Genomic DNA, 25,429 nt, shown 5'->3' on the forward strand with positions numbered 1-25,429 from the left:
TTGACCGGATAGAATGTTATGTTATTACATCCTCTGAATTCACCGATAGGAGATCACCGTGCGATACCTGGCCCTCGGCACCGCCCTGCTCACCGTTTCCACCGGCGCGATGGCGGCCGAGACGGCGACGCCGGTGCGCCCTGGCGAAGAGATCGTCGTGACGGCGCGCCCCACGGCGACCGACCGGTTCAGCCTGCTTCAGAGCACCACGGCGCTGTCGTCGGACAGCCTGCAGCTGCGCATGGAAAGCTCCATCGGCGAAACGCTGGCGAGCCTGCCCGGCTTCAGCTCGACCTTCTTCGGCCCCGGCGCGTCACGACCGATCGTTCGCGGCCTGGACGGCGACCGCATCCGGGTGCTGGTCAACGGCCTGGGCTCCATCGACGCCTCGTCGGTCAGCCCGGATCACGCTGTCGCCACCGACCCGCTCGGCGCGCAGCGAATCGAGGTCGTCCGGGGTCCTGCCAACCTGATGTATGGCAGCAACGCGGTGGGCGGCGTGGTGAACGTGATCGACGGCCGCATCGCCGAGCGCCTGCCGGAAGAGCCCGTCAGCGGTCAGATCGACCTGCTGTATGGCAGCGCGGCCAATGAAGTCGGCGGGGCCGCGCATGTGGATGCGGCCATGGGCAATTTCGTCCTCCACCTCAAGGGCTTCTACCGCGACACCGGCGACTACCGGGTGCCGCGCGGCGCGCTGCTGGAAGACCATGACGACCATGAGCACGCGCACGAGGAAGGCGAGGAGGATCACCACGGCGAGACACCGCTGCGCCGGGTTGGCAACAGCGCCACCGAGAGCGTTGGCGGTACGGTCGGTCTTTCCTACGTCTGGGAGAACGGCTTCCTTGGCGCCGCGTATTCACGGCTCGATACGCGGTACGGCATTCCTTCCGGCGGGCACGTCCATGCCGGCGAGGAGGAAGAGGATCATGATCATGATCATGATCATGATCACGACCACGGTGAGGAAGAAGAATCCGTGGGAATCGACCTGGTGCAGGACCGCATCGACGTGGCGGGCGAAGTGCGCGGCGACATGCTGATCTTCGAGGCGGCGCGGGTGCGTTTCGGGTACGCCGACTACACCCATACGGAGCTGGAGAACGGCGAGGTCGGCACGATCTTCAACAACAAGGGCTGGGAAGGCCGGCTCGAACTGGTGCAGAAGCCGCTGATGGAGGGCAACTGGACCGGCGCGTCCGGAATCCAGCTGACGTCGCGCGACTTCGAGGCGATCGGCGACGAGGCGTTCGTGCCGCCGAGCGAGACCTTCAACTGGGGCGCCTTCACCTTTCAGGAATGGGTGCTGGGCCAGCTGACACTGGAGCTGGGCATGCGGTTCGAGAGCCAGTCGGTCGAGGCGCTGGGGGTGAAGCGGGATTTCGACAATGTCAGCGCGTCCAGCGGCCTGGCCTGGAGCCCGAACGACGACTGGCTGGTCGGCGTGACGCTGGGCCGCTCGAAGCGCGCGCCGACGGCGGAGGAGCTGTTCGCCGACGGGCCACATCTGGCCATCGGCGCCTTCGAGATCGGCGACCCGACCCTGAAATCCGAGACCTCGGTCAATCTGGAGGCGTTCGTGCGCAAGCGGTCCGGCCCGGTGACCGGCGCGCTGACCGGCTACATGACCTGGTACGACGATTTCATCAGCCAGTCGTTCAACGGGGCCGAGGAGGACGGCCTGCCGGTGCTGGTGCGCGGCCAGACCGACGCCCGTTTTCAGGGCGTGGAACTGGAGCTGGGCGTCGAGGCCATCCGCACCGATAGCTGGTCGCTGAAATTCGACGGCACGGCCGACTATGTCCGCGCCACCGACCGGGCGACGGGTACGCCCCTGCCCCGCATCCCGGCCTTCCGCTTCATGGTGGGCGCCGAGTACGAGCGGGACTGGGTGACCGGCCGGGTCGAGGTGCAGCGCGTCGGCAAGCAGAACCGGGTGGCCGCGTTCGAGGAAGAAACCGATGGCTATACCTTCCTGAATGCCAGCCTGGCGTTCCGGCCCTTCACCGACCGCCGGAACGTGACCCTGCTCATTCGCGGCAAGAACCTGACCAATGCCATTGCCCGGGCGCACACCTCGTTCCTGAAGGAGGTCGCCCCGCTGGCGGGCCGCGATGTGCGGGTGTCGCTCCAAGTGGGATTCTGATCGCCGGCCGGCACGGGTGCGCCTACAAACACCTGTGCCGGCGCCGGAAATCCGATAGCCTGACCGGCGACCTTCACTGGGAGTCCGGATGGGCCAGTTCCTGATTTGCCCCGACAGCATGGGCGCCTATGCCGATGCGCTGGACGCGCGGCTGGCGGGCCATGGCTTTCGGGCCGGCTTCACCGCGTCGGTGGATGGCTTCCGGGTCATGCTGCACCGGCGCCTGAACGGCTCGGCCTGCAACGCCGTGACCCTGGAGAACGGCGATTTCGCGGCGCATACCGGCTCGTTCTTCTTCGACGGCGAGATCGGCGCGGCGGCGCTGCGGGGGGTGCACGCCGCCTTCACCGAGAAGACAATGCCGTGGGACAGGTGCCGGGGCCATTACGCCCTGATCCTGCGCAAGGACGGGGCGCTGTACCTGGTCACCGACCGGCTGGGGAGCTATCACGTCTATCACCGGCGCGACGAGGCGGTGTTCTCCAGCAGCTTTATGGCCGTGCTGGACAGCATCGACGCGCCGGTGCCCGATCCGACCGGCATCTTCCAGTATGTCTGGAACGGCTCGACCTTCGGCGACCGCACGGTGTTCGACGCCGTCCGCCTTCTGCCCGCGCCCGCTGTCGTCCGCTTCGGCGAGACGGTGCGCATCGGCGTCGCCGGGCCGGCCATCGACCTGTTCGAGGAGACGCGCGCGGCGACGGTCGCGGCGCATGCGCGGGAGCGTTCGGACGCGCTGCGGTCGCTGTTCGCGACCTATGGCGCGCTGGCGCCGAGGCCGGTCCGCTCGGCGCTGTCCGGCGGCTATGATTCGCGGCTGATCCTGGCCGCGCTGCGGGACGCCGGGATCACGCCGGAGCTGTTCGTTTTCGGCGGCGAGGCCGACCCGGACGTCACCACGGCGAAACGGATCGCCGCCGGCGAAGGACTGGCGCTGCGCCATCTGGACAAGGGCCGCGCCGCGCCGTCGGCGCCGGACGCGTTCCCGGCGCAGGTGGAACGCGACCTGGTCGCATTCGACGGGCTGAAATATGACGGCCTGTTCGATTCGGGCGCCGATTACCGCGACCGGATGGACCGGCAGGCGGGCGACGCCGTGGTGCTGAACGGCTCGGCCGGCGAGATCTACCGCAACTTCTTCTACCTGCCGGACAAGCCGCTGGCGCTCGATGACCTGATCTCGGCCTTCTTCAGCCGCTATGATCCCGCGGCGATGACATCCGCCTTCTCGGAGGACGCATACCGCGACACGCTCGCCGCCGACATGATGGCCGCGCTGCGCACCGACAAGGTCAAGGTGAGCCGTCCCATGATCGAGGCGCTCTATCCGCTGTTCCGGGGCCGATACTGGTCGGCGCGGGACGTGTCGGTGAACCAGCGCTTCGGCTGGATGCTGTATCCGTTCCTGGAGCCGGAGATCATCGCGGGGACCAACACCATTCCCTATGGCGTGAAGCAGTTCGGCCGGCTGGAAGCGGCCATGATCCGGCATCTGTCACCCGAGCTGGCGCGCTATCGGACCGCATACGGCATGAGTCTGGAGGGCGAGCCGCCGCTGTCGTTCAAGCTGAAACAGCTGGCCTCGATCCATCGTCCGGCGGCGATCCGGCGGCGCACTTACCGTTTCGCCCGTCACGCGCCGCCGCCGCCCTGGCTGACCCGGCCGTGGCTGGGCACCGTGCTGGACATGGAGCTGCCCTATATGCGGGCGCTGTTCCGGACGGGGCGGATGAAGGCCCCCGAAGCGCTAAACCGCATGCTGACCATCGAATATCTGTGCCAGCGCGCCAACGCGCCCTACTTGCCGGTGAACTCGTAGGCGCCGGCGTCCAGCTTGCCGTTCACCACGCGTTTACGCGCCTTCATGGGGTGGACGTATTCCTGCGACGGCGTGAGGCTGAGGCCGTCCAGCTTGCCCGCGTCCGCGCCCTTGTCGATGGCATCGGCGCCGGGCTTCAGCCGATAGTCGAAGGCGGCGGGATTGACGAAGCTGGAGATCGAGCTGGCCACGTTGTTCTTCGAGGTCATGGAGCCTTCGTACATGGCGCCGCCGACCACGAGATTGTTCATCATCACGCCGATATCGCCCGAATGGTTCTTGATGAACGGCCCGCTGCCGAGCCCGTTCACATAGGTGTTGCTGACCACCTGCAACTTGTGGCCGGCGCCCTTGCAGCCTTCGGCGCCAAAGGCGATGGCGGTGTGATTCTCGGCGTTCGAGCCCTTCTGCAGCACGTTGCCCATGACCACGAGCTTGCCGCAGTTTGAGGCGTCGACGAGGTAGCTGCCGACTCCGTCTTCGTCAGTCAACCGATTGTAGAGAATGAAGGATTCAGCCGCGCGGGTCTTCACCTGATGGCCGCGATGGTTGTGGTGCACGTAGGAATTGACCAGAGTGAACTTGCGGATCGCGCCGATGTAGATGCCGTGCGCGTAATTGTCCTTGCGCAGATTGTAGGCGAATTCGGAATTGGCGATGTAGACCTCCTGCTCGGGAATGTTCGCCGACAGGAAACCGAACTCGTTGTGGTGGAAATAGCTGTTGCGGATGATGATCTTGCCGCCTTCGGCCCGGATGCCCGCGCCATTGTCGTCGCCCACATCCGCGCCGGAGAACTCGATGTTGTCGATGGTGACGTTGTCGCCGGAGACGACCCAGATCGCCTTGTTGTTGGGCGGCGAGACCGAGGCGCGGAAATGCGGGCGGCCATTGATGCCCTTGATCCTGATGTTGCTGGCGGTGATCTCGGCGAAGTCGTTGATGTAGAGGCCGCCTTCAATCTCCACGCTGTCGCCGTTTTGCAGGGTCGAGACCACGTCGCCGAAGCGTTCGTACTGCTTGCCCTTGCCGATCTGGATCACGCGGCCGGACTCGCCGGAGCCGGTCGCGGCGCCGGGCGGCGCGAAAGCGCCTGCCTTGAAGGTGGAGGCGCCGGGCAATGCCGGCCCGCTGGCGGCGGCGGCCTCGGACGGCGGGATCGGCGGCTGGGCGTAGGCGGGAGACGCGCCCGTGACCTTGACCGGCGCGGGCGCGGCGGGCGCCGGTGCGGGCGCGGATTGCGGCTGCGGGGCCGGCGACTTGCCGCCGCCCTCGAAGCCGATGGAGGCAATGTCCTCCTGGGCAACCGGCACCTTGATCTCGACGCCGTTCTTCAGGCGGATGACCATTTCGCCCCAGGCGACGGGGGCGAGCAGCAGCCCGGCCGCGGCGACGACGAGGACCAGTGCGGGGAGTTTCTTCATCGGGTCGTTTCCTTGCTCACGGCGTTTCGTCCGACACGAGGACGTGCAGCCGGCGCGGCCCATGCGCGCCCCATTCGATGGTCTGTTCGATGTCGGCGGTGCGCGACGGGCCGGTGATGAAGCTGACCAGCCGGGGCGCTTCCCGTCCCGTGCGCACCCGCAGCCGCGTCCAGACCTCTTCATAGGCATGGACGATCTGGTCGTCGCCGACGATGACGATGAGCGTTTCCGCCAGATAGTTGAGGCGCTGGTCCCGGCCCGGGCCGCTGGCTGCGACGAAGGTACCGGTTTCGGCGACGGCGGCGACGCAGTCGGTGAGCACGGCGATGCCGTCGGCCACGGGCAGCGCGTCCTCGACGGTCACGGTGTCGAACGCCATCCTGCCCGCGAGGCCCGGCGCCAGGCAAATCCGCGCCGGCAGATTCTGCGCCGCCAGATAGCGCGCGACCGCCGCCGGCGCGTCCGCCAGCGAGGGGATCGCCTCGGTGGTGGTCCGCGCCGCCGTCAGGCGCTCGATGAAGCGCGCCCGGGGCGACAGGGGCGAGGCCGGCGGCGGCGACGGCGTCGCGCGCGCCACGAAGGGCGCGGCGCCCCGGCGCAGGCGCGCGAGGATGTCGGCCCGGCTATCGGCGGCCACCGCGTTTCCTCCACTGCCTCTGAAAGGTACCGCCGGAGGGCGCGCGCATGTCGCGGAACGCGGTCCAGCCGCCGCCGGCCAGCGGCAGCCGCGATATCCAGCCGCGCCAGGCGATCAGCCGCAGCGCGCGGGACGCGATCCAGAGACCGATGCGGTAGGTTCGCGGATGGTCGGTCAGCACGGCCCAAAAGCCCATGCCCCAGCGCATGCCGCGCGGCGACAGATGCCGCTCGAACTCGCGCTCGCGCCAGTGGCGCATCATGCGGGGCAGCGGGATCCGAACCGGGCAGACCTCCTCGCAGCGGCCGCAGACCGTGGAGGCGTTCGGCAGATGGCCCGCCTTCTCGATGCCCGACAGGCTGGGCGTCAGCACCGCGCCCATGGGACCCGGATAGACCGAGCCATAGGCATGGCCGCCGATGTTGGCGTAAACCGGGCAATGGTTGAGACAGGCGCCGCAGCGGATACAGCGCAGCATCTCCTCGAACTCGGTGCCGATCATGTCCGACCGGCCATTGTCGACCAGCACCACATGAAAGGCGGACGGCCCCGACAGGTCGCCGCCGCGGCGCGGGCCGGTGAAGAAGCTCATATAGGTGGTGATGTCCTGACCGGTCGCCGAGCGGGTCAGCAGGCGCAGCAGGGTGTGGCAGTCGTCCAGGGTGGGCACCAGCTTCTCGATGCCGGTCACGACGATGTGCGTGTCCGGCAGCGAGGCGGTGAGGTCGGCGTTGCCCTCGTTGGTGACGACCACGGCCGAGCCGGTTTCCGCGATCAGGAAATTGGCGCCGGTGATGCCCACATCGGCCGCCACGAACCGCTCGCGCAGGATGGAGCGGGCCTCGCGCACCATGTCGCCGCGCTCTGTGAGGCGCTCGTGGAAGCCATACTGGGCATGATGTTCGTGGAAGGTGTCCGCGACCTGCGCCTTGGACAGGTGGATGACCGGGGCGATGATGTGGCTGGGCTTTTCCTTGCGCAGCTGGATGATGTACTCGCCCAGATCGGTTTCGACCGGCACGATGCCCTGCGCCTCCAGATAGGCGTTCAGCTCGATCTCCTCGGTCACCATGCTCTTGCTCTTGGTGACCGTGCGCGCGCCCGCCTGCCTGCAGATGTCGCCAACGATGCGGCGCGCTTCCTCGGCGTCCCGCGCCCAGTGGACATGGCCGCCGACACTGGTGACGTTGGCTTCGAACTGCTCCAGATAATCGGCCAGATTGGCGATGGTGCGCGCCTTGATGTCGCGGGCGTGATCGCGCATGGACTCGAAGCCGGGCAGGTTTTCGGCCGCCCGCGCCCGCGCCTCGACGAAGCCATGCTTGATGTGCTTCAGGGCGTGCTGAAGCGTCGGGTCGGCCAGCGCCACCCGCGCCTTTTCGACGAACGCGCCGCTGTCAATTTCCACCGGGGGTCTCCAGCGTGCCGGCCAGCAATTCGGCCACGTGACAGGCACGCACCGAGGAGCCTTCGCGCCGCAGCCGCCCCTCGATGTTCATCAGGCAGCCCACATCGCCCATGGCGACCACCGACGCGCCGGTCGCGGCGATGTCGGCGGTCTTGTTGGAGACCATCCGGTTGGAGATGTCCGGATATTTGATGCAGAAGGTGCCGCCGAAGCCGCAGCAGACCTCGGGCTCGGACAGCTCGACCAGCCGCAGCCCGTCGATCCGGCGCAGCAGCGCCCGGGGCTGGTCATGGATGCCGAGCTCGCGTAGGCCGGAACAGGAATCATGGTAGGTGACGCGCGTCGCCGCCAGCTTCACGGCGGGAACATAGCCGTTCGCGGCCAGGAAAGTGGTGAGTTCCTGGGTTTTGTCGGCGAGCGCCCTCGCCTTGCCGAACAGCGCGTCGGCCTCGTCGAAGAGCGACGGGTAATGCAGCTTGATCATGGCGGCGCAGGAGCCGGAGGGTACCACGACGCGCTCGTAGCGCTGGAGCAGCGCGATGGTCCGCTCGGCCATGCGCCGGGCCGCGTTGCGGTCGCCGCCATTGTAGTTGGGCTGGCCGCAGCAGCTCTGTCCCTTCGGCACGACGACCTCGAAGCCCGCCGCCTCGATCAGCGACGCGCTGGCGAATCCCACTTCGGGACGCATCAGGTCCACGAGGCAGGTAACGAACAGGGCGACCTCGCCCTTGCTTTCAGACGGCTTTTTCACGCCGGCCATACTGCCAGACTGGCGCGGAAGGACAAAGGATGGAAGCGACAGCGACCATACCGGACATTTGCAAGGAACCAGATGCCACCCGGGCAGTTGCCTCTGTGTCACCGACACACACGGCATTAAAACGGGAGATCGTCATGAAACGTACCATCATCACCATCGCAGCCACCTTTGCCCTCAGCTCCGCGGCGCTCGCCGGCGGCGACTGGAAGGACAAGGATACGGATGGCAACGGCCAGATCAGCAAGGCGGAACACGATGCCAGCGTAAAGGCGTCGTGGACCAAGAAGGACAAGAATGGTGACGGCAAGCTGTCCGCCGAGGAAGCCGGCATGACACCTGGCGCCGACTGGACGGCAGCGGACAAGGACGGCGACGGCAGCCTGTCTCCCGACGAATACACCGCCAAGAAGGCGGCCTGGTTTACCAAGGCCGACACAGATGGCAATGGCAGCCTGTCGCAGGCGGAAGCCGATGCCGCGAAGGCCGCGAAGAAATCCAAGATGTAATTCGGACCGGCGCGGCCCTGCATCGCAGTAGGGTCGCGCCGTCCTGACATCCGGGCTTTCAGTCCGGGCGTTGTTTCTTTTTCAGCGCAAAAACCACACGGAACTCGTGAGGCGACGCCACCGGGGTGCCATAGAGAGTCGCAGGCTGAAACCGCCAGTTCCGGGCCGCTTCGTCCACCGCCGCCTTATCGAGATCAGCGAATCCGCTGCTCTTCTTGACGACGATGCTTGAGGGGTCGACATATCCATCCTCCTTCACGATGAACCGCAGAAGCACATCGCCCTCGGCGCCCGCCTCGACCGCGCTGCGTGGATAGGGCGGCTGCGTGATCGGCCGTGACTGTCGTGGCAACGGCGTCTTTTCCTGCGGGTTATTTCCGCCTGCTTGCATCCCCTGAACAGAACTCAGCTCGAATACCACCCGGAACAAATGGGGACTGGCGACAGGTACCCCTGCGGACGTCGCGGGCCTGAATCGCCAATTCGCGGCCTCGGCCACGGCGGCGCCATCAAGGACGGCGGAGCCACTCCCTTCCTCGACGGTCACCGTGGCGGGATCCACCGAACCATCGTCCCGGACAATGAACCGCAGGATCACCGCGCCTTGCTCCGCCGCCATTACCGACATCAGAGGATAAGGCGGCTGGGTGATGGGGTAGGCCGGATCCTGAGTGGGCGGCTTTACCATGGGGTCGTCGAGAATGGGCCTGACGCCGGGCGGCGCGGCGCTTGCCGGGCAGGCCCCACAGAAAATGGCGAGGATGAGAAAAACCAGAGCGCGGATATGCATGCATCGTTCCCCCGAAACAATGCAGTCATGTGAACGGATACCGACACGAGGGGCAAGCACAACCGTCCCACCGGATGACCAAATCGCCGCGGACGGCGTATTGGCCCTCAAACGCGCGGCAGCCGTTAAACCGTCGGCAGCTTGTAGTCCTTGAAATCCTCGCGCAGCCTCGTTTTCAGCAGCTTGCCGGTGGCCGTGTGCGGGAGTTCGTCGACGAAGACGACGTCGTCGGGCATCCACCATTTGGCGACCTTGCCGGTCATGTAGTCGAGCACGTCCTGCTTGGTGACGGCGCTGCCCTTGGCGCGGACGCAGACCAGCAGCGGGCGTTCGTCCCATTTCGGGTGGACGACGCCGATGACGGCGGCCTCGGCGATTTCGGGGTGGCCAACGGCGGTGTTTTCCAGGTCGATGGAGCTGATCCATTCGCCGCCCGACTTGATGACGTCCTTGGCCCGGTCGGTCAGCTGGACGTAGCCATACTGGTCGATGTTGGCTACATCGCCGGTGTCGAAATAGCCTTCCTCGTCGAGGATCTGGCCGCCCTCGCCCCGGTAATATTCGCTGACGGTCCAGGGGCCCCGCACCATCAGGTGGCCGGCGGCCTTGCCGTCCCAGGGCAGTTTGTTGCCCTCGTCGTCGGTGATCTTCAGGTCGACGCCCCACATGGCGCGGCCCTGCTTCATCTTCAGATCGAGCTGGGACTGGTAGTCCATGCCCCGCATGACGGCCTTGGGCGAGCCGAGGGAGCCGATGGGGTTGATCTCGGTCATGCCCCAGATGTGGTTGACCGAGGTGGCGTACTTGGTCTCGAAGGTTTCGATCATGGAGCGCGGCGCGGCCGAGCCGCCGATCACCACGCGCTCGAGATGCGGCAGGTCGAGGTTGTTTTCCTGCAGATAGGCCAGCAGCATCAGCCAGACGGTCGGCACCGCGGCGGTCAGCGTCACCTTTTCCTCGGTCAGCAGCTGATAGATGCTGGCGCCGTCCATTTCCTTGCCGGGCAGCACCATCTTGGCGCCGGTCATGGGCGCGAAATGCGGAATGCCCCAGCCATTGGCGTGGAACATGGGCACGACCGCCATGATGGTGGTGTTGGAGCCGGCGCCCATCACGTCCGGCAGCGCCGCCGACAGGGCATGCAGCACGCAGGAGCGGTTGGTGTAGAGCACGCCCTTGGGATTACCCGTGGTGCCGGAAGTGTAGCACATGGCGGCGGCGGCCTTCTCGTCCAGCACGGGCCACTGATACTCGCCATCATGGCCGGCGATCAGGTCCTCGTAGCAGAGGACGTTGGGCAGGGTCGTGGCGGGCATGTTCGCCCGCTCGGTCATGATGATGAAGCCTTCGACGGTGGGAATGCGGTCGAGGATGCCTTCCAGCATGCCGGTGAACATGGCGTCGAGCAGGATGAACCGGTTCTCGGCATGGTCGATGATGTAGGCGAGCTGGTCGGCGAACAGGCGCGGGTTCAGCGTGTGGGTGACTGCGCCCATGCCGGTGATGCCGTACCACGCCTCGAAATGGCGGTAGGTGTTCCAGGCGAGGGTGCCGACGCGGTCGCCTTCCTTCACGCCGAGCGCCAGCAGGGCCTTCGCCAGCTGCCGCGACCGCTTGCCGGCGTCGGCATAGGTATAGCGGTGGATCGGCCCTTCGACCGTGCGGCTGACGATCTCGCGTTCGCCGTGGAATTTCTCGGCATAGTCGATCAGCGACGATACCAGCAGGGGAACGTCCTGCATCTGTCCAAACATATGTCTTTTCCCCGTGTCGACTGAGCCTGTGGATGAGCTGCTTATACAGAACGCGGCGCCGCCGCGCACAGCAAGGCTTCCATCCGGCGCCAAGAAAATCAACCGGCGGCGGCGGTCCAGGGTACCGAAAACCTGCACACTTAATGGTTGTGCTTTTCTGTTGCGCGCATCGGGCGTTTCGCGGCTAAATACCGCCGGGGACAACACGTCCTGGCGGATTTTGGCGAATTTATAGACGAGGCCAGCCGGCAGGGCGGCCGGACCATCGGTCCGGATGGGCAGGGCTGACGTTTCAGGATGAGCAATCGGGCCGAGAGGCTGACAGAGCGCGAATATTTATGCCTGCGGCTGGCGTGGCTGGGCGATGCCGGCGACGCCGTCCTGTACCGTCACGACCTGACCAGACTGGCGTTCCGCGAATCGCTGGACCGCGCCGCGCTGAAGCTGCGCGTGGCGTCGGCCTGCGAGGCGGTGGTGGCGGCCGTGCGGCTGGGCCTGATCGGGCGCGGCGCGCCGAGGCGGCCGGCATGATGATCGTCGGCGATTTCTTCGCCGCGTCGGCCCAGACGCGCAACCGCGAGGATCTGCTGACGGCGTTTCGCGGCGCGATGGCGCATATCGGCTACGAAACACTGCATTATTTCTGTTATCCCAGCCCATCGACCCGCGGCCCTCTCGCCGACCTCGTGCAGTTCAGCATGCTGCCGACCGACTGGATCGCCCATTACGACGCCGAGAAATATGAAGAGATCGATCCGCTCGGCGACCGGGTCGTGCATACGAGGGCGCCGTTCACCTGGGCGGAAGCCATCGCCAGTCTAGACCTGTCGCGCCGCCAGAAGGCGCTGATGGACGATATCAGGGATGCCGGTCTGTGGGATGGAATCACGGTACCGGTGCACGGTCCGTTCGGCCAGGTCGCCGGCGTCGCCTTAGCGCGCGGCGCGGCCGTGGGCGTGACGAGCGAAGCCGTGCATATCGCGCGGGTGCTGTCGATCCAGTTTCATCAGGCCTATACGGCGCTGGAAGAGCTGACGGAAGCGCCCGTGTCGGCGCTGACGGCGCGCGAGCGCGACGTCCTGCTGCGGCTGACAGAAGGCCTGAACAACGCCGAAGCCGCCGCCCGCATGGGCGTGACCGAACACAGCGTGAAATTCCACGTGCAGAACGTGTGCCGCAAGCTGAACGTCAATTCCCGGGTGGCGGCCGTGGTGAAGGCGATCCGCCTGGGCCTGATCGTGCCCTGACGGGCCGGCGAAACCCTACTGAGGTTGCTAGGTTTCGCCGGACGCGGTTTCACGGTTGAATGGCATGGTCGCAAAAATCGCCGTGCCGGGGGGCCGGCCCTACCGGAGACTGTCCCTTTGACGGATCGCAGCGGACTCAGCATCGACCGAGACTTCATCCTGGCCCATGAGACACAAGAGGAAGCCGCCGACGCCATTCTGGGCGGCCTGGAATATCTGGTACGCGAGGCGCATGCCGCCGGCCTGAAGGATCTTGCCCGCGCCCTGACGGGCGTCATTCTCAGCCCGAACCACTGGCCGGTCGCGCCGCGCTGATCAGGGATCCGGCCGATTTGCGGGCCGTTCCCATTCCAGCCAGCCGCGGCGCTTGAAGAACCACACCAGCAGGCCGGCCACGATGGCCATGAAGCCGAGCGCGGCGGGATAGCCGTAGCGCCATTTCAACTCGGGCATGAGCTCGAAGTTCATGCCCCAGACGCCGGCGAAGAAGCTGAGCGGAATGAAGATGGTCGCGATGATGGTCAGGATCTTCATGACCTCGTTCAGCTTGGCGCTCATGCTGGACAGGTAGACGTCCAGCAGACCCGAGGCGATCTCGCGATAGGTCTCGACGATGTCCATGAGCTGGATCGCATGATCGTAGCAGTCGCGCAGATAGACCTTGGTGGCGTCGCGGATCAGCGGATTTTCGTCGCGGATCAGGGCGTTGAGCAGCTCGCGCGTCGGCCAGACCGAGCGGCGCACCTCCAGCAGATCCCGCTTGATGCCGTGCAGGCGTTCGATCAGCGCCGGGGCGGGCGCGCTGACCACCGCGTCCTCCAGATCCTCGATCGCCTCGCCATAGCGCTCGAGCAGCGGAAAGAAATTGTCGATCACCGCGTCGATCAGCGCATGGGCCAGCGCGTCCGGCCCCTGCCCGCGCAACTGGCCGCCGTCGCGGCGAAGCCGGGCGCGGGTGGGATCGAAGCAGTCTCCGGGGCGTTCCTGGAAGGTGATCAGGAAATCCTGGCCGACGATGATGGACATCTGCTCGGTCAGACCGGTTTCGGTGGCGTCGAGCATCTTCATGACGATGAACACGTAATGGTCGAAGACTTCCACCTTCGGCCGCTGGTGCAAATTGACGATATCCTCGAGCGTGAGGCGGTGCAGGCCGAAGCTTTCGCCGATCGCCTTGATCGCGGCGGTATCGGCCAGACCGGCGACATCGATCCAGAGCACGTCGCTGTGCTTCTGAAGCTGGCGCAGCGCCGGCACATCCAGATGAGACTGTTCGTGGAACTGGCGCTCGTCGTACCAGATGGCCTGGATGTGGGTCGGCGCGGCGGCGGGATCGGCGATGACGGTGCCGGCGGGCTGGCCAAGCGAGCGGCGGCGGTCCCGGCGCAGGCGCCGGCGCGCCTTGCGGGATCTCTCATGCGCCGGCGCGCCGGGGCCGACGGGGGAAACTGGAGCATCCGGTGGCATGGCGCGGTCCCTTCGGTCGCATCTGTCCCGGCAAGCTGTACCATGGCGCTTAAGGCGTTGGAAACGGGCGTGCGATGTACCACATTAGTGTGATGCGTCTTCCCCGGCGCGCGCGTCGCGTCCACCCCGGCAAACAGATCGCACGGCGATGAAGAAGCGGATCCAGCGCTATCTCCCGGATGCCGAGCGGCTTCGCTCCAGCCGCTGGTTGCGCTGGCTCGGGCCGGCGCTGCACCATCGCCGGCTGTGGCACCTGTCGCGGCGCGGGGTGGCCCTGGGCGTAGCCATCGGGATGTTCTTCGGCCTGTTGATTCCGTTCGGGCAGATCGCGGCGGCGGCGGTCCTGGCGCTGGCGCTGCGGGCGAACCTGCCCGCGGCCGTGGCCGCGACGTTGGTCAGCAATCCGCTGACCTTCGCCCCGTTCTATTATCTCGCCTACCGGATCGGCGCCGCCCTGACCGGTCATCCGCCCGTGCCCGACGGGGCCCTGCCGCCTCTGCCCGAGGTCGACGGCGTGCTGGCATGGCTCGGCGCGTGGTGGCAGCATGTTCGCGGCCTGGGCAAGCCGCTCATCGTCGGGCTCGCGGTCATGTCGGTGACGGGAAGCGTCCTGAGCTATGCTCTCATTTCCGGCACGTGGCGCCTGGCGACGGTGCTGGCCTGGCGGCGGCGCGGCCAGCGCGGGGGAACGCCGCCGCCGCCGAAAACGTAGTTTGGGTACAGCCTGGCTCCCGGGATCGCGCACCATGGGACCGGGTCCGCCGCGCGGGAAGCGGCATGGGGCTGGCCGTTGCGCCGGCGCCGCCGATCTGTATGGTGTGCGGCCGTGAGCGAAAGGGTCCGCGATGGCGTTTCGATTGGTGCTTGGCTCGTTGGCTGGACGGCTGTTGACCGGCGTGCTGGCCATGGCGCTGCTGGTCTGGCTTGCCGCGTCGCCCGGCGGCGAATGGCACTGGCGGTGGGTCCCCGCGATCTTCTTCGCGGCGGGGCTCGCCCTGTGGATCTGCGCCGAACGCTTTGCCGCCTGGACCCGTCAACCCCATCCGCAGGACGAGAAGCTGGTGCACCATTTCCGCCGGCAGGTGCCGTCCTATCTGCGCATCTTCCTGCGCAAGCATGATTTCGCCGATCCGTTCCACCGCGACCTTCTCCACCCGCTGGAGGAAATCGCGGCGGACTGGAAGGGCGCGGAGTTCGAGTTCAGCGACCGGATGCTGCAGGGCGCCTTCGCCCGGGTGCTGGACGCCAACGGCAAGTTCACGGCGCTGATCGCCGACCGCATCCATCCGGCGGACGGCAACAGCCGGATCGGCACGCCGAAGACCGAGGCCGACAGCCTGCGCGCCGTGACCGAGCCGACGAAGGCCGGCATCCGCAAGATGAACGCGCAGGCGCGCCGCCTCGCCGCCGCCATCGACCGCTTCGAGCGCGTGGCCCGCGAGCGCGTCCCGACGCTCTGAGCACGGAAGGCCAGAAGCGCGGGACACTGGGAGCGCGGGACACTCGAGCACGGACACTGGCCATCGACCGCATCCATCCGTAAGCTGCGCCGCAGCACCGATAAACGGGGGAGAATGACGGATGCAGTACCGACGCCTTGGCCGCAGCGCCATCTATGTTTCCGATATCTGCATGGGGACCATGACCTTCGGCTCGCAGGCCGATGAAAAGACCGCCTTCCGCGCGCTCGACATGTCGCTGGACGCGGGGATCAACTTCTTCGACACGGCCGAGAACTATCCCGTGCCGCCCGATCCCAAATGGGCCGGGCAGACCGAGGAAATCTTCGGCCGCTGGATGAAGACCAAGAACCGCGACGCGATCATCCTGGCGACCAAGGTGTGCGGCCCCAGCCATGGCTGGATCAAGGGCGCGATGCGCGCCGGCATGACGGCGCTGGACCGCCACAACATCACCCGCGCGATCGACGCGAGCCTGAAGCGGCTGGATACGGATTATGTCGATCTGTACCAGACCCACTGGCCGGATCATGGCACGCCCTATGACGAGACCATGCAGGTGCTCGACGAGCTGGTGAAGGCGGGCAAGGTCCGCATCGTCGGCTGCAGCAACGAGACGACCTGGGGCCTGATGAAGAGCCTCGCCGCCTCGGAACGGCACGGCACGGTGCGCCACCAGACCATCCAGAACAATTTCAGCCTGAACAACCGCCGGTTCGAGGACGAGCTGGCCGCCGCGTGCCGGCACGAAGGCGTCAGCCTGATCCCCTATTCGCCCATCGGCGCCGGCGTGCTGGCGGGCAAGTACAATGATGGCGCGCGGCCGGACAATGCCCGCTTCACCAAATATCTGGCCATGGGCGGCCGGCAGGCCGCGATGGCGCGCCGTTTCGTCAACGACAAGACCATCGAGAGCACCAAGCGCTACATGGAAATCGCCGCAGAGGCCGGCCTGTCGCCGGTGACCATGGCGGTGGCCTGGAGCAAGCAGCACGACTTCGTCGCCTCGACCATCGTCGGCGTGACCCGCGAGGACCAGATGGATGAGATCCTGGCCGCCGCGGACATGGTGCTGGCCGATGACGTGATGAAGGCCATCGATCAGGTGTCGAAGGAGATCCTCTATCCGATGGGATAGGCGCATGAGCCGGCGGGGGCTGCAGGCCGCCGTCGGCGTCCTTGCCTGCATTCCGGTGACGGTCGGGCTGATGGGCGTCGTGCAGGGTCCCGGCGAGGTGATGCCGGGCGAGGACTGGCCGGTCAATCTGGACAGCCATTACCGGTTCCTGTCCGGCATTTTCCTCGCCATCGGGCTGACGTTCTGGTGGTGCGTACCCGCCATCGAGCGCAGAACGGCGGCGTTCCGCATGCTGTGCCTGCTGATCTTCACCGGCGGCCTGGGGCGCGGCCTGTCGCTGGTGCTGGCCGGCCCGCCGGTGACGGAGCACCTGATCGGCCTGGGATTCGAGTTGGTGCTGGTGCCGGTGCTCGCCTGGTGGCAGGGCCGCGTGGCCGCCGCGTCGGCGTGACGGCCGGCCGGCGGCGCCAGCGGCTCCGGACTACGCCCGCAGCGCCGCGAGGAGCGCCGAGCCCTTCTGGCCGACGAGATCCTTCGGCAGTTCCTTGAGCAGCACGGCGTCCAGTGGCCCGCTGTAATGGCGGCGCATTTCGCCCAGCGCCCGGGGCGGCGCGATGACGACGAGGCTGGCGATCCTGCCCGCCCGCGCCTCGCGGTTCAGCCAGCCCGCGACCGCGGCCACATGGGCGTCCTCGTCATGGATATGGCCGTCGGGATTGGCGGCGCTGGCATGGTGGCCCGTGCCGGCGCCCTTGTGATGCGCGCCCATCGACCAGCGCGACAAGGGTTCCGTGCGGCAGCAGCATGTCCGGCTCCTCAAGATGTGACGAACGTTACATCACACCATCGGCGCGCGTTGGGCAAGGGGCACGGTGCCCAGGCTGGGAGTTGGCCCAAGGCTGCGCATAGGGAGATCCCGGACGTGCGACACTCGAATTTCCTGCCATTGACTAACTATTATATTTCTGCAAATATCGAATCATGGAAATGAAAGACGCCGTCCAGACACTCGCCGCCCTGGCCCAGGAGAGCCGGCTCAGGGTTTTCAGACTGCTGATCACGCAGGGGCCGGACGGCATGGCGGCGGGCGACATCGCGCGGGAGCTCGATATTCCGCCGAGCACGCTGTCGACCCACCTGTCCGTGCTCAGCAATGCCGGGCTGGTTTCTTCGACCCGGCATAGCCGATCGATCGTCTACATGATCGATGTGGAGGCCACCCGTCGACTCCTCGCCTTTCTGCTGGAGGATTGCTGCCGGGGGCAGCCGGAGATCTGCGCGCCGCTGCTCGACAATCTGCTGTCGTCCTGCTGTGAACCGACCACGTCCAATTGTTCCGTCCCGCCCGTCAAAGGAACCGTTCAATGAAGCGCCTGCACATCAATCTCGCCGTCGGCGACCTGGACCAGTCGGTCAGGTTCTACTCGGCGCTGTTCGCCGCCGAACCGGCGGTGATCAAGCATGACTACGCCAAATGGATGCTCGAGGACCCGAGGGTCAACTTCGCGATCACCACCCGTGGCGAGCGCAAGGGCATCGATCATCTCGGCATCCAGGCGGAGAACCCCGACGAACTGCGCGACGTGTACGGCCGCCTGAAGAATGCCGGGCGACCGCTGCTGGAGCAGGGTGAAACCACCTGCTGCTACGCCAGATCGGAGAAAACCTGGGTACACGACCCCGATGGCGTCGCCTGGGAGACATTTCTGACCACCGGAGAGAGCCCGGTCTATGGCGAGGATGTCGACACCGCGAGCCTGGCGGCGCCGGGCGCCTGCTGCTCTCCGTCACCGGCCGCCGCCAAACCCGTCCCATCGGCCTGTTGCTGAGGAGCCTGTCCATGCACGCCGAGACCATCCCCTACAACGTGCTGTTCCTGTGTACCGGCAATTCCGCCCGTTCCATCATGGCGGAGGCGATCATGAACCGCCTTGGCCAGGAGCGCTTTCGCGCCTATAGCGCCGGCAGCCAGCCGAGAGACCAGGTCCATCCCTTGACCCTATCGCTGCTGAAATCGCTGAATCATCCGACCGACGGGTTGCGGTCGAAGTCGTGGGACGAGTTCGCCGCCCCGGACGCGCCGAAGATGGATTTCGTTTTCACGGTATGCGACAGCGCGGCTGCGGAAGTGTGCCCGGTCTGGCCGGGACAGCCGATGAGCGCCCATTGGGGAATACCCGACCCGACGGCCGTCGGAGGAACCGACGCACAGAAGCACCTGGCCTTCGCCGACACGTACCGGCAACTGAGCAACCGGATTTCGATCTTCGTCAGCCTGCCCATACGCTCGCTCGACAAGATCGCGCTGCAGAAACGGCTCGACGAGATCGGCCGCCCGCTGTCCGCGGCGTCGTGACAGATCCCGGCGCCAAAGCGGTGTCCGACCGATCCGTCACCACCCAGCCTTATCGGGAAAACAGATGACCGATGATATCGCGGCGCCCTCCGAGGCCGAACCCGTGCTGGGCCTGTTCGAGCGCTATCTCAGCCTGTGGGTGGCGATCTGCATCGTCGCCGGGCTGACGCTCGGCACTCTGTTGCCGGGCCTCTTCGGTGTTCTCGCCGGCCTCGAATACGCGTCCGTCAACTTCGTGGTGGCGGTGCTGATCTGGGCGATGGTGTACCCGATGATGGTGGCGGTCGACTTCTCCAGCCTGCGTCATATCGGCGACAGGCCCAAGGGCCTGATTCTCACCCTGGCGGTGAACTGGCTGATCAAGCCGTTCACCATGGCGGCGCTTGGCGTGCTGTTCTTCGAGTATGTCTTCGCCGATCTGATCGCGCCCGCCGATGCCCAGCAATATCTGGCGGGGCTGATCCTGCTGGGCGCCGCGCCGTGCACGGCGATGGTGTTCGTATGGTCGCAGCTGACGCGGGGCGATCCGACCTACACGCTCGTGCAGGTCTCGGTGAACGACGTGGTGATGATCTTCGCCTTCGCGCCGATCGTCGCGTTGCTGCTCGGCGTCACCGACCTGATCGTGCCGTGGGAAACCCTGCTGCTTTCGGTCGGGCTTTACATCATCGTGCCGCTCGCCGCAGGAGCCCTGACGCGTCGCTGGCTGCTCGGCCATGCCCCGGCGAGCGACGAAGAAACCGCGGTCGGCCGCTTCACGGCGGCGGTGAAGCCGTTCTCGGTCATCGGGCTGCTGGCCACGGTGGTGCTGCTGTTCGGCTTTCAGGGACAGGTGATCATCGACCGGCCGCTGGTGATCGCGCTGATCGCCGTTCCCCTGCTGATCCAGTCCTATGGCATTTTCGCGCTGACCTACGCGGCGGCCTATGCGTGGCGGGTGCCGTTCAACATCGCGGCGCCCTGCGCCCTGATTGGCACGTCGAATTTCTTCGAACTCGCCGTCGCCGTGGCGATCAGCCTGTTCGGCCTGCAGTCGGGCGCGGCGCTCGCGACGGTGGTGGGGGTGCTGGTTGAAGTGCCCGTCATGCTCTCGCTGGTCGCCTTCGCCAACCGGACCAGGGGCCGGTATCAGGCGCGGCGCGCGTCCACTTCCTGACGCGGGAAGACCATGGCGAGATGGGGAGGAATGGTGGAGCCAGACGGGATCGAACCGACGACCTCAAGCTTGCAAAGCTAGCGCTCTCCCAACTGAGCTATGGCCCCACGGACGCGCACCTATATCGGCAGCGGCGTGGTCCGTCAACGTCCCGTTTGGGGGCATGGTTTCGCTTGTGCACAAGAAAGCAGCGGAAAACCGGACATTCTGCGTTGACAGGGATTCCCCGCCCCTGCATCTTGAGGGCGTCACACTGATCTCCAACGGGAGGCAGCGCGGTGACTCTGTTTTTTCCGTGGAGAGATGGGCGATAGCTCGATAGCTGAATGACCAACGAAAACAACCCGGTAGACAACATGAAACCGCGTCGGCGCATGAGTTTGGGCCAGCGCATGGGCTCGCCGGGCTGGTTGTTCAAGACCACCGCCATCGTCACGCTGCTCGGCAGCGCTCTCGGTCTCGCCGCCTACATCAACAGCACGGCCAGCGATTCGTACAACGCGGCCATGGGCGAGAAAGTTCCCTCGCCCTATTCGCTCGTGGCGTCGCTGGGACCGGACTCCAGCAGCGGGCAGCCCGGGCTCAGCCTCACGGCGCCCATTTTCGATCGTGACGCGCCGCAGGTCAGCGCCGCCGAGGACGAGGAAGAAACCTCGCCGGTGAAGCAGGCCAAGGTGATGCGTGGCGACACGCTGGCCGGCGTGCTGGTGAAGGCCGGCGTCGAGCTGGCCGACGCGCACAGCGCCATCACGGCACTGTCCGAACACTTCAACATGCGCCGCCTGCGCGAGGGCCAGGAAATCGAGCTGACCTTCAGCCCGGAGAGCGAGCCGACGCTGCAGACGATCCGCCTGCAGCCGGACGTGGAACGCGCCGTGACCGTCGAGCGCCAGAATGACGGCTCGTTCGCCAGCACCGTCCAGGCCATCGAGCTGGCGCCGCACAGCACCCGCGCCGGCGGCCGGATTTCCGACAGCCTCTACATGGCCATGCAGAAGGCCGGCGTGCCGCACAACGTGATCTCGGAGTTCATCCGGGTCTATAGCTGGGACGTGGATTTCCAGCGCGAAATCCAGCCGGGCGACACGTTCGAGATCTTCTTCGAGCGCTTCGAGGACGATGCCGGGCAGATGGTCAAGACCGGCCCGCTGCTCTATGCCGGCCTCACCCTCAGCGGCAAGCCGCACAGCCTGTACCTCTACACGCCGAGCGACGACAAGAATCCGGACTATTTCGACGAGAAGGGACACAGCGTGCGCAAGGCGCTGCTGAAGACGCCGATCGACGGCGCGCGCCTGACCTCGGGCTTCGGCAAGCGGCATCATCCGATCCTCGGCTATACCAAGATGCACAAGGGCCTGGATTTCGGCGCGTCCAAGGGCACGCCGATCCATGCGGCCGGTGACGGCGTCATCGAGAAAGCCGGCATGAACGGCGCCTATGGCAACTATGTCCGCGTCAAGCACAATGGCCAGTTTTCCACCGCCTACGCGCATATGAGCGGTTATGGCAAGGGCATCAAGGCCGGTGCCCGCGTGCGCCAGGGCGATGTCATCGGCTATGTGGGCACCACCGGCCGCTCCACCGGCCCGCACCTGCATTACGAAGTGCTCAACAAGGGCAAGCAGGTCGATCCGCGCGGCCTGAAGATGCCGACCGGCCGGCAGCTGGACGGCCCGCAGCTGATGGCGTTCAAGAAGTCCGTGCAGGACCTGAGCGTGCAGATCGCCGCCATTCCCATGGCCACCACCCTGGCGAGCAACCAGTAACCAGCCCTTTCCGAACATGAAGAAGGGCGGCGCCGCGCGGCGCCGCCCTTCTCATTTCCGGCGCCGGATCAGTTGATCGCGGCGCTGCCCGGCGCGATGCCGGCCTGACGGGCACGGTGGCCCGCCATGCCGCCGGTTTCCGCCGTGGCATGGCCGTTGATGACCAGCTTGCCATCCGCCACCGTCACGCGGATCTCGTCGCCATCCATCACCTCGCCCTGCAACAGCAGCTCGGCCAGCGGGTCCTGCAGGAAGCGCTGGATCACCCGCTTGAGCGGCCGGGCGCCATAGACCGGATCGTAGCCGGTGTTGGCCAGCCAGGTCCGGGCTGCCTCGTCGAGCACGATGGTCATCTTGCGATCGGCCAGCAGTTTCTCCAGCCGCTTGAGCTGGATGTCGACGATGCCGACCATGTCCGCCCGGCCCAGCCGGTGGAACAGGGTGATCTCGTCCAGCCGGTTGAGGAATTCGGGCCGGAACGACGCGCGCACGACCTCCATCACCGCGTCGCGCACCAGTTCCACATCGGCCCCGTCCGGCTGGGCGGCGAGGATGTCGCTGCCGAGGTTGGATGTCAGGATGATCATGGTGTTGGTGAAGTCCACGGTGCGGCCCTGGCCATCGGTCAGACGGCCATCGTCGAGCACCTGCAGCAGCACGTTGAAGACGTCGGGATGCGCCTTCTCGATCTCGTCGAACAGGACGATCTGATACGGGCGCCGGCGGACGGCCTCGGTGAGAACGCCGCCTTCCTCGTAGCCCACATAGCCAGGCGGCGCGCCGATCAGCCGGGCCACGGAGTGCTTTTCCATGAACTCGGACATGTCGAGACGCACCATGGCGTGCTCGTCGTCGAACAGATAGCCGGCGAGCGCCTTGGTCAGCTCGGTCTTGCCGACGCCGGTGGGGCCGAGGAACAGGAACGAGCCGATCGGCCGCGCCGCGTCCTGCAGACCGGCACGGGCGCGCCGCACGGCCTTGGAGACGGCCTCGACGGCCTCGCGCTGGCCGACGACGCGGCGGCCGAGTTCCTGCTCCATCTGCAGCAGCTTCTCGCGCTCGCCCGCCATCAGCTTGTCGACCGGGATGCCGGTCCAGCGCGACACCACATAGGCGATGTCCTGATCGGTCACCTCTTCCTTGAGCATGCGCTCGTGGCTCGAAGACGCCGCCTCGCGCAGCTTGCGCTCCAGCTCGGGGATCACGCCATAGGCCAGTTCGCCGGCGCGGGCCAGATTGCCGTCCCGCTGGGCGCGTTCCAGCTCGATGCGCGCGTTGTCGAGCTCTTCCTTCAGGCGTTGCTCGGCATTGAGCATGTCCTTTTCCGAGCGCCACTGGGCGGTCAGGGCATCGGAGTTCTCCTCCAGCCCGGCCAACTCGGTCTCGATCTTCTTCAGCCGGTCACGCGACGCATCGTCGGTTTCCTTCTTCAGCGCCTCGCGCTCGATCTTGAGCTGGATGATGCGCCGGTCGAGCTGTTCGATCTCCTCGGGCTTGGATTCCACCTCCATGCGCAACCGGCTGGCGGCTTCGTCCATCAGGTCGATGGCCTTGTCCGGCAGGAAGCGGTCGGTGATGTAGCGGTTGGACAGGGTCGCCGAGGCGACGAGGGCGCTGTCGGTAATGCGCACGCCGTGATGCAGCTCGTACTTCTCCTTCAGGCCGCGCAGGATGGAGATGGTATCCTCCAAGGTCGGCTCGTCGACGAAGACGGGCTGGAAACGGCGCTCGAGCGCGGCGTCCTTTTCCACATACTTGCGATACTCGTTGAGCGTGGTCGCGCCGATGCAGTGCAGCTTGCCGCGCGCCAGCGCCGGCTTGAGCAGATTGGAGGCGTCCATGGAGCCTTCCGCCGCGCCCGCGCCGACGATTGTGTGCATCTCGTCGATGAAAAGGATGATCTCGCCCTCGGACGAGGCGACCTCTTCCAGAACGCCTTTCAGGCGCTCCTCGAACTCGCCGCGATACTTGGCGCCGGCGATCATGCTGCCCATGTCGAGCGACAGAACGCGCTTGGTCTTGAGCCCTTCCGGCACGTCGCCATTGGCGATGCGCAGGGCCAGGCCTTCGACGATGGCGGTCTTGCCGACGCCGGGCTCGCCGATCAGTACGGGATTGTTCTTGGTGCGCCGCGCCAGTACCTGGATGGTCCGGCGGATTTCCTCGTCGCGGCCGATGACCGGATCGAGTTTGCCCTCGCGCGCGGCCTGGGTCAGGTCCTGCGCGTATTTCTTGAGGGCGTCATAGGCGTTCTCGGCGGAGGCGGAATTGGCGGTGCGCCCCTTGCGCACCTCGTTGATGACCTGGTTCAGGCCTTGCGCGGTCACGCCCGCCTTCTGCAGGATGTCGGCGGATCTGGTGCCCGACGCCAGGGCAAGCGCCTGCAGCAGGCGCTCGACGGTCACGTAGCTGTCGCCCGCCTTCTTGGCCATGTCCTCGGCCGACTGGAACAGCTTGGCCATCTGGGGCGCCATGTAAAGCTGGCCCGCGCCGCTGCCCTCGACCTGGGGCAGCTTGCCGAGTTCGGAATCCACCTGAAGCAGGACCTGCTTGGCGTCGCCGCCGGCGGCCTGGATCAAATTGGCCGCGAGGCCTTCCTCGTCCTCGACGATAATTTTGAGAAGATGCTCAGGCGTGAACTGCTGATGGTTCATGCGCTGGGCAAGGAACTGCGCGGACTGGATGAAGCCCTTGAGCCGGTCGGTGTATTTTTCGATGTCCATTATGTCCCCCACCTTTCGAAGGTGCAGTTGTCAGTGTCGAGCTCCATATGGTGTTGCAGATAAGCAACACAAGAGCCTGAAGCAACAAAGGGGACATCATTCCCGGACAACCCGCTGGGCCGTCCGGGAAGAGGAAACTCGTCAGTCGGCGTCGCTGCCTTCGGCGGCAGCGGCCGGCGCCGGAGCCGCTTCATCGGCCGCCGCTTCGGCGCGCGGGGCGACCCGACGCGGACGACGGGCCCGCGGGGCACGCGGCGTGGCGGTCGGTGTCGGCGGCACGATCACCGGGACATCGGCGGAAATATCGGGCTGGTCCTCGACGCCGAGGATGACCGGCTGCGGCTGCGGCGGCGTAACCGGCGCAGGCGCGGCGACCGGCTGCGGCTGAGCCTGCGGCCGGGCATGGTCGTTGCCATTGCCGCCGCCGTTACCGCCACCATTGTAGGAGCCTTGGCCGTTGCCGTTGCCATTACCGTTGCTCTGGCGGACGTTGCCGTTCGCGCGCTCATCCGGCTGGTCGTCATAGCTGCCCTGATCGTCATCATCGACCGCTTCCGGCTCGAGGCCCTGGGCGATCATGATCTCGTTCATGATGCGCTGATAATGCTCGGCGTGCTGCAGGAAGTTCTCGACCAGCACCCGATCGCGGCCCACGCGCGCATCGCGCGCCAGGCTGACATACTTCTCGACCAACTGGGCGGCGGTCCCGCGCAGCTTGCCTGCCGGACCGTTGCTGTCGTAAGCGCGATTGATATTCTGCTGAGGCGCTGGCCGTCTGCCAGAGCGCCCCCTAGAGCGCTTACCGTTGCTGTGTCTCATTGAAGCGTTCACTTATTTGTTTTCTCATTTCGGTTTTAGCGGCCATGCCACCGATTGATCATCCCGACGAGCTGCCTGCCGGCTCCTAGAGTCCGAGGGGTGCAGTC

General features: G+C 66.2%; 25 protein-coding genes and 1 tRNA gene. 15 read left to right on the plus strand and 11 right to left on the minus strand.

What is annotated here, in order from left to right:
- The first annotated feature begins 58 nt into the window (after positions 1-58).
- A complete protein-coding gene (locus tag WJU17_RS05685; RefSeq protein ID WP_346326366.1) occupies positions 59-2,149 on the plus strand; it encodes a TonB-dependent receptor in 2,091 nt (696 codons plus the stop codon).
- A gap of 88 nt (positions 2,150-2,237) precedes the next feature.
- The gene (locus WJU17_RS05690; protein WP_346326367.1) at positions 2,238-3,968 is read left to right on the plus strand and encodes a hypothetical protein; all 1,731 of its coding nucleotides are present in this window, start codon (positions 2,238-2,240) and stop codon (positions 3,966-3,968) included.
- Here the strand turns inward: WJU17_RS05690 and WJU17_RS05695 are convergent.
- Genes WJU17_RS05695 through WJU17_RS05710 form a run of 4 tightly spaced genes read right to left on the minus strand, consistent with a single transcriptional unit; the run spans position 3,947 to position 8,188 of the window.
- Positions 3,947-5,392 carry a right-handed parallel beta-helix repeat-containing protein gene (locus WJU17_RS05695; protein WP_346326368.1) on the minus strand — a complete coding sequence of 482 codons (1,446 nt, stop codon included), beginning with the start codon at positions 5,390-5,392 and terminating at the stop codon, positions 3,947-3,949. The two genes, WJU17_RS05690 and WJU17_RS05695, sit on opposite strands and share 22 nt — an antisense overlap.
- 16 nt (positions 5,393-5,408) lie before the next feature.
- Entirely contained in the window at positions 5,409-6,029 is a 621-nt protein-coding gene (locus WJU17_RS05700; protein ID WP_346326369.1) for an LUD domain-containing protein, read from the minus strand.
- The gene (locus WJU17_RS05705; RefSeq protein WP_346326370.1) at positions 6,016-7,437 is read right to left on the minus strand and encodes a LutB/LldF family L-lactate oxidation iron-sulfur protein; all 1,422 of its coding nucleotides are present in this window, start codon (positions 7,435-7,437) and stop codon (positions 6,016-6,018) included. The genes WJU17_RS05700 and WJU17_RS05705 overlap by 14 nt, the downstream gene beginning before the upstream one ends.
- Positions 7,427-8,188 (minus strand): (Fe-S)-binding protein, encoded by a 762-nt coding sequence (locus WJU17_RS05710; protein ID WP_346326371.1) that lies wholly within the window; start codon positions 8,186-8,188, stop codon positions 7,427-7,429. Before WJU17_RS05710 ends, WJU17_RS05705 begins: the two co-directional genes overlap by 11 nt.
- A 143-nt stretch (positions 8,189-8,331) precedes the next feature.
- On the opposite strand from WJU17_RS05710, the gene WJU17_RS05715 reads away from it, so the two are divergent.
- Positions 8,332-8,703, plus strand: coding sequence for an EF-hand domain-containing protein (locus WJU17_RS05715; RefSeq protein ID WP_346326372.1), 372 nt, complete (start codon positions 8,332-8,334; stop codon positions 8,701-8,703).
- A 58-nt stretch (positions 8,704-8,761) separates the two neighbouring features.
- On the opposite strand, the gene WJU17_RS05720 is transcribed toward WJU17_RS05715, so the two are convergent.
- Both WJU17_RS05720 and WJU17_RS05725 read right to left on the minus strand, forming a co-directional pair.
- Positions 8,762-9,493 carry an energy transducer TonB gene (locus tag WJU17_RS05720; protein WP_346326373.1) on the minus strand — a complete coding sequence of 244 codons (732 nt, stop codon included), beginning with the start codon at positions 9,491-9,493 and terminating at the stop codon, positions 8,762-8,764.
- A gap of 125 nt (positions 9,494-9,618) precedes the next feature.
- On the minus strand, positions 9,619-11,247 hold the full coding sequence (locus tag WJU17_RS05725; protein WP_346326374.1) for a 3-(methylthio)propionyl-CoA ligase: 1,629 nt from the start codon (positions 11,245-11,247) through the stop codon (positions 9,619-9,621).
- A 297-nt stretch (positions 11,248-11,544) separates the two neighbouring features.
- Between WJU17_RS05725 and WJU17_RS05730 the strand changes: the two genes are divergently transcribed.
- From WJU17_RS05730 to WJU17_RS05740, 3 genes are all read left to right on the plus strand, one after another.
- Complete coding sequence (locus WJU17_RS05730) at positions 11,545-11,778, plus strand: hypothetical protein (RefSeq protein WP_346326375.1); 234 nt, start codon at positions 11,545-11,547, stop codon at positions 11,776-11,778.
- Positions 11,775-12,494: an autoinducer binding domain-containing protein gene (locus WJU17_RS05735; RefSeq protein ID WP_346326376.1), complete on the plus strand. Its 720-nt coding sequence runs from the start codon at positions 11,775-11,777 to the stop codon at positions 12,492-12,494. The genes WJU17_RS05730 and WJU17_RS05735 overlap by 4 nt, the downstream gene beginning before the upstream one ends.
- 117 nt (positions 12,495-12,611) lie before the next feature.
- The gene (locus WJU17_RS05740) at positions 12,612-12,809 is read left to right on the plus strand and encodes a hypothetical protein (RefSeq protein ID WP_346326377.1); all 198 of its coding nucleotides are present in this window, start codon (positions 12,612-12,614) and stop codon (positions 12,807-12,809) included.
- Here WJU17_RS05740 and corA read toward each other — a convergent pair whose 3' ends face one another.
- Positions 12,810-13,961: a magnesium/cobalt transporter CorA gene (gene corA / locus WJU17_RS05745; protein ID WP_346326378.1), complete on the minus strand. Its 1,152-nt coding sequence runs from the start codon at positions 13,959-13,961 to the stop codon at positions 12,810-12,812.
- Positions 13,962-14,109: 148 nt separating this feature from the next.
- Between corA and WJU17_RS05750 the strand changes: the two genes are divergently transcribed.
- From WJU17_RS05750 to WJU17_RS05765, 4 genes are all read left to right on the plus strand, one after another.
- The gene (locus WJU17_RS05750) at positions 14,110-14,673 is read left to right on the plus strand and encodes a DUF2062 domain-containing protein (protein WP_346326379.1); all 564 of its coding nucleotides are present in this window, start codon (positions 14,110-14,112) and stop codon (positions 14,671-14,673) included.
- A 133-nt stretch (positions 14,674-14,806) separates the two neighbouring features.
- Complete coding sequence (locus tag WJU17_RS05755; protein WP_346326380.1) at positions 14,807-15,421, plus strand: hypothetical protein; 615 nt, start codon at positions 14,807-14,809, stop codon at positions 15,419-15,421.
- Positions 15,422-15,542: 121 nt separating this feature from the next.
- Entirely contained in the window at positions 15,543-16,559 is a 1,017-nt protein-coding gene (locus tag WJU17_RS05760) for an aldo/keto reductase (protein WP_346326381.1), read from the plus strand.
- 4 nt (positions 16,560-16,563) lie between these two features.
- Complete coding sequence (locus WJU17_RS05765; RefSeq protein ID WP_346326382.1) at positions 16,564-16,950, plus strand: DUF4345 domain-containing protein; 387 nt, start codon at positions 16,564-16,566, stop codon at positions 16,948-16,950.
- A 30-nt stretch (positions 16,951-16,980) separates the two neighbouring features.
- On the opposite strand, the gene WJU17_RS05770 is transcribed toward WJU17_RS05765, so the two are convergent.
- Entirely contained in the window at positions 16,981-17,283 is a 303-nt protein-coding gene (locus tag WJU17_RS05770) for a host attachment protein (protein ID WP_346326383.1), read from the minus strand.
- A 203-nt stretch (positions 17,284-17,486) separates the two neighbouring features.
- Here WJU17_RS05770 and WJU17_RS05775 point away from each other — a divergent pair, with 203 nt between their 5' ends.
- The 4 genes from WJU17_RS05775 (at position 17,487) to arsB (ending at position 20,011) form a co-directional block, all read left to right on the plus strand.
- Complete coding sequence (locus WJU17_RS05775) at positions 17,487-17,867, plus strand: metalloregulator ArsR/SmtB family transcription factor (RefSeq protein ID WP_346326384.1); 381 nt, start codon at positions 17,487-17,489, stop codon at positions 17,865-17,867.
- Positions 17,864-18,328: an ArsI/CadI family heavy metal resistance metalloenzyme gene (locus WJU17_RS05780; RefSeq protein ID WP_346326385.1), complete on the plus strand. Its 465-nt coding sequence runs from the start codon at positions 17,864-17,866 to the stop codon at positions 18,326-18,328. The genes WJU17_RS05775 and WJU17_RS05780 overlap by 4 nt, the downstream gene beginning before the upstream one ends.
- Before the next feature lie 11 nt (positions 18,329-18,339).
- On the plus strand, positions 18,340-18,855 hold the full coding sequence (locus WJU17_RS05785) for an arsenate reductase ArsC (protein ID WP_346326386.1): 516 nt from the start codon (positions 18,340-18,342) through the stop codon (positions 18,853-18,855).
- 64 nt (positions 18,856-18,919) lie between these two features.
- The gene (gene arsB / locus WJU17_RS05790; protein ID WP_346326387.1) at positions 18,920-20,011 is read left to right on the plus strand and encodes an ACR3 family arsenite efflux transporter; all 1,092 of its coding nucleotides are present in this window, start codon (positions 18,920-18,922) and stop codon (positions 20,009-20,011) included.
- 31 nt (positions 20,012-20,042) lie between these two features.
- Here arsB and WJU17_RS05795 read toward each other — a convergent pair.
- A tRNA-Ala gene (locus tag WJU17_RS05795) sits at positions 20,043-20,118 on the minus strand.
- 219 nt (positions 20,119-20,337) lie between these two features.
- Here WJU17_RS05795 and WJU17_RS05800 point away from each other — a divergent pair.
- On the plus strand, positions 20,338-21,780 hold the full coding sequence (locus WJU17_RS05800) for a peptidoglycan DD-metalloendopeptidase family protein (protein ID WP_346326388.1): 1,443 nt from the start codon (positions 20,338-20,340) through the stop codon (positions 21,778-21,780).
- A 68-nt stretch (positions 21,781-21,848) separates the two neighbouring features.
- On the opposite strand, the gene clpB is transcribed toward WJU17_RS05800, so the two are convergent.
- Complete coding sequence (gene clpB, locus WJU17_RS05805; RefSeq protein WP_346326389.1) at positions 21,849-24,503, minus strand: ATP-dependent chaperone ClpB; 2,655 nt, start codon at positions 24,501-24,503, stop codon at positions 21,849-21,851.
- A gap of 141 nt (positions 24,504-24,644) precedes the next feature.
- On the minus strand, positions 24,645-25,322 hold the full coding sequence (locus WJU17_RS05810; RefSeq protein ID WP_346326390.1) for a DUF4167 domain-containing protein: 678 nt from the start codon (positions 25,320-25,322) through the stop codon (positions 24,645-24,647).
- Positions 25,323-25,429: the final 107 nt, after the last annotated feature.

This window comes from Iodidimonas sp. SYSU 1G8 (assembly GCF_039655775.1).
Classification (GTDB): Bacteria; Pseudomonadota; Alphaproteobacteria; order SMXS01; family SMXS01; genus RI-34.

Coding starts and splice junctions, on each gene's coding strand:
- WJU17_RS05690 (WP_346326367.1), top strand. CDS start 2,238: ATGGGCCAGTTCCTGATTTGCCCCGACAGCATGGGCGCCTATGCCGAT.
- WJU17_RS05695 (WP_346326368.1), bottom strand. CDS start 5,392: ATGAAGAAACTCCCCGCACTGGTCCTCGTCGTCGCCGCGGCCGGGCTG.
- WJU17_RS05715 (WP_346326372.1), top strand. CDS start 8,332: ATGAAACGTACCATCATCACCATCGCAGCCACCTTTGCCCTCAGCTCC.
- WJU17_RS05720 (WP_346326373.1), bottom strand. CDS start 9,493: ATGCATATCCGCGCTCTGGTTTTTCTCATCCTCGCCATTTTCTGTGGG.
- WJU17_RS05725 (WP_346326374.1), bottom strand. CDS start 11,247: ATGTTTGGACAGATGCAGGACGTTCCCCTGCTGGTATCGTCGCTGATC.
- WJU17_RS05730 (WP_346326375.1), top strand. CDS start 11,545: ATGAGCAATCGGGCCGAGAGGCTGACAGAGCGCGAATATTTATGCCTG.
- WJU17_RS05735 (WP_346326376.1), top strand. CDS start 11,775: ATGATGATCGTCGGCGATTTCTTCGCCGCGTCGGCCCAGACGCGCAAC.
- corA (WP_346326378.1), bottom strand. CDS start 13,961: ATGCCACCGGATGCTCCAGTTTCCCCCGTCGGCCCCGGCGCGCCGGCG.
- WJU17_RS05750 (WP_346326379.1), top strand. CDS start 14,110: ATGAAGAAGCGGATCCAGCGCTATCTCCCGGATGCCGAGCGGCTTCGC.
- WJU17_RS05755 (WP_346326380.1), top strand. CDS start 14,807: ATGGCGTTTCGATTGGTGCTTGGCTCGTTGGCTGGACGGCTGTTGACC.
- WJU17_RS05760 (WP_346326381.1), top strand. CDS start 15,543: ATGCAGTACCGACGCCTTGGCCGCAGCGCCATCTATGTTTCCGATATC.
- WJU17_RS05765 (WP_346326382.1), top strand. CDS start 16,564: ATGAGCCGGCGGGGGCTGCAGGCCGCCGTCGGCGTCCTTGCCTGCATT.
- WJU17_RS05775 (WP_346326384.1), top strand. CDS start 17,487: ATGAAAGACGCCGTCCAGACACTCGCCGCCCTGGCCCAGGAGAGCCGG.
- WJU17_RS05780 (WP_346326385.1), top strand. CDS start 17,864: ATGAAGCGCCTGCACATCAATCTCGCCGTCGGCGACCTGGACCAGTCG.
- WJU17_RS05785 (WP_346326386.1), top strand. CDS start 18,340: ATGCACGCCGAGACCATCCCCTACAACGTGCTGTTCCTGTGTACCGGC.
- arsB (WP_346326387.1), top strand. CDS start 18,920: ATGACCGATGATATCGCGGCGCCCTCCGAGGCCGAACCCGTGCTGGGC.
- WJU17_RS05800 (WP_346326388.1), top strand. CDS start 20,338: ATGACCAACGAAAACAACCCGGTAGACAACATGAAACCGCGTCGGCGC.
- clpB (WP_346326389.1), bottom strand. CDS start 24,503: ATGGACATCGAAAAATACACCGACCGGCTCAAGGGCTTCATCCAGTCC.
- WJU17_RS05810 (WP_346326390.1), bottom strand. CDS start 25,322: ATGAGACACAGCAACGGTAAGCGCTCTAGGGGGCGCTCTGGCAGACGG.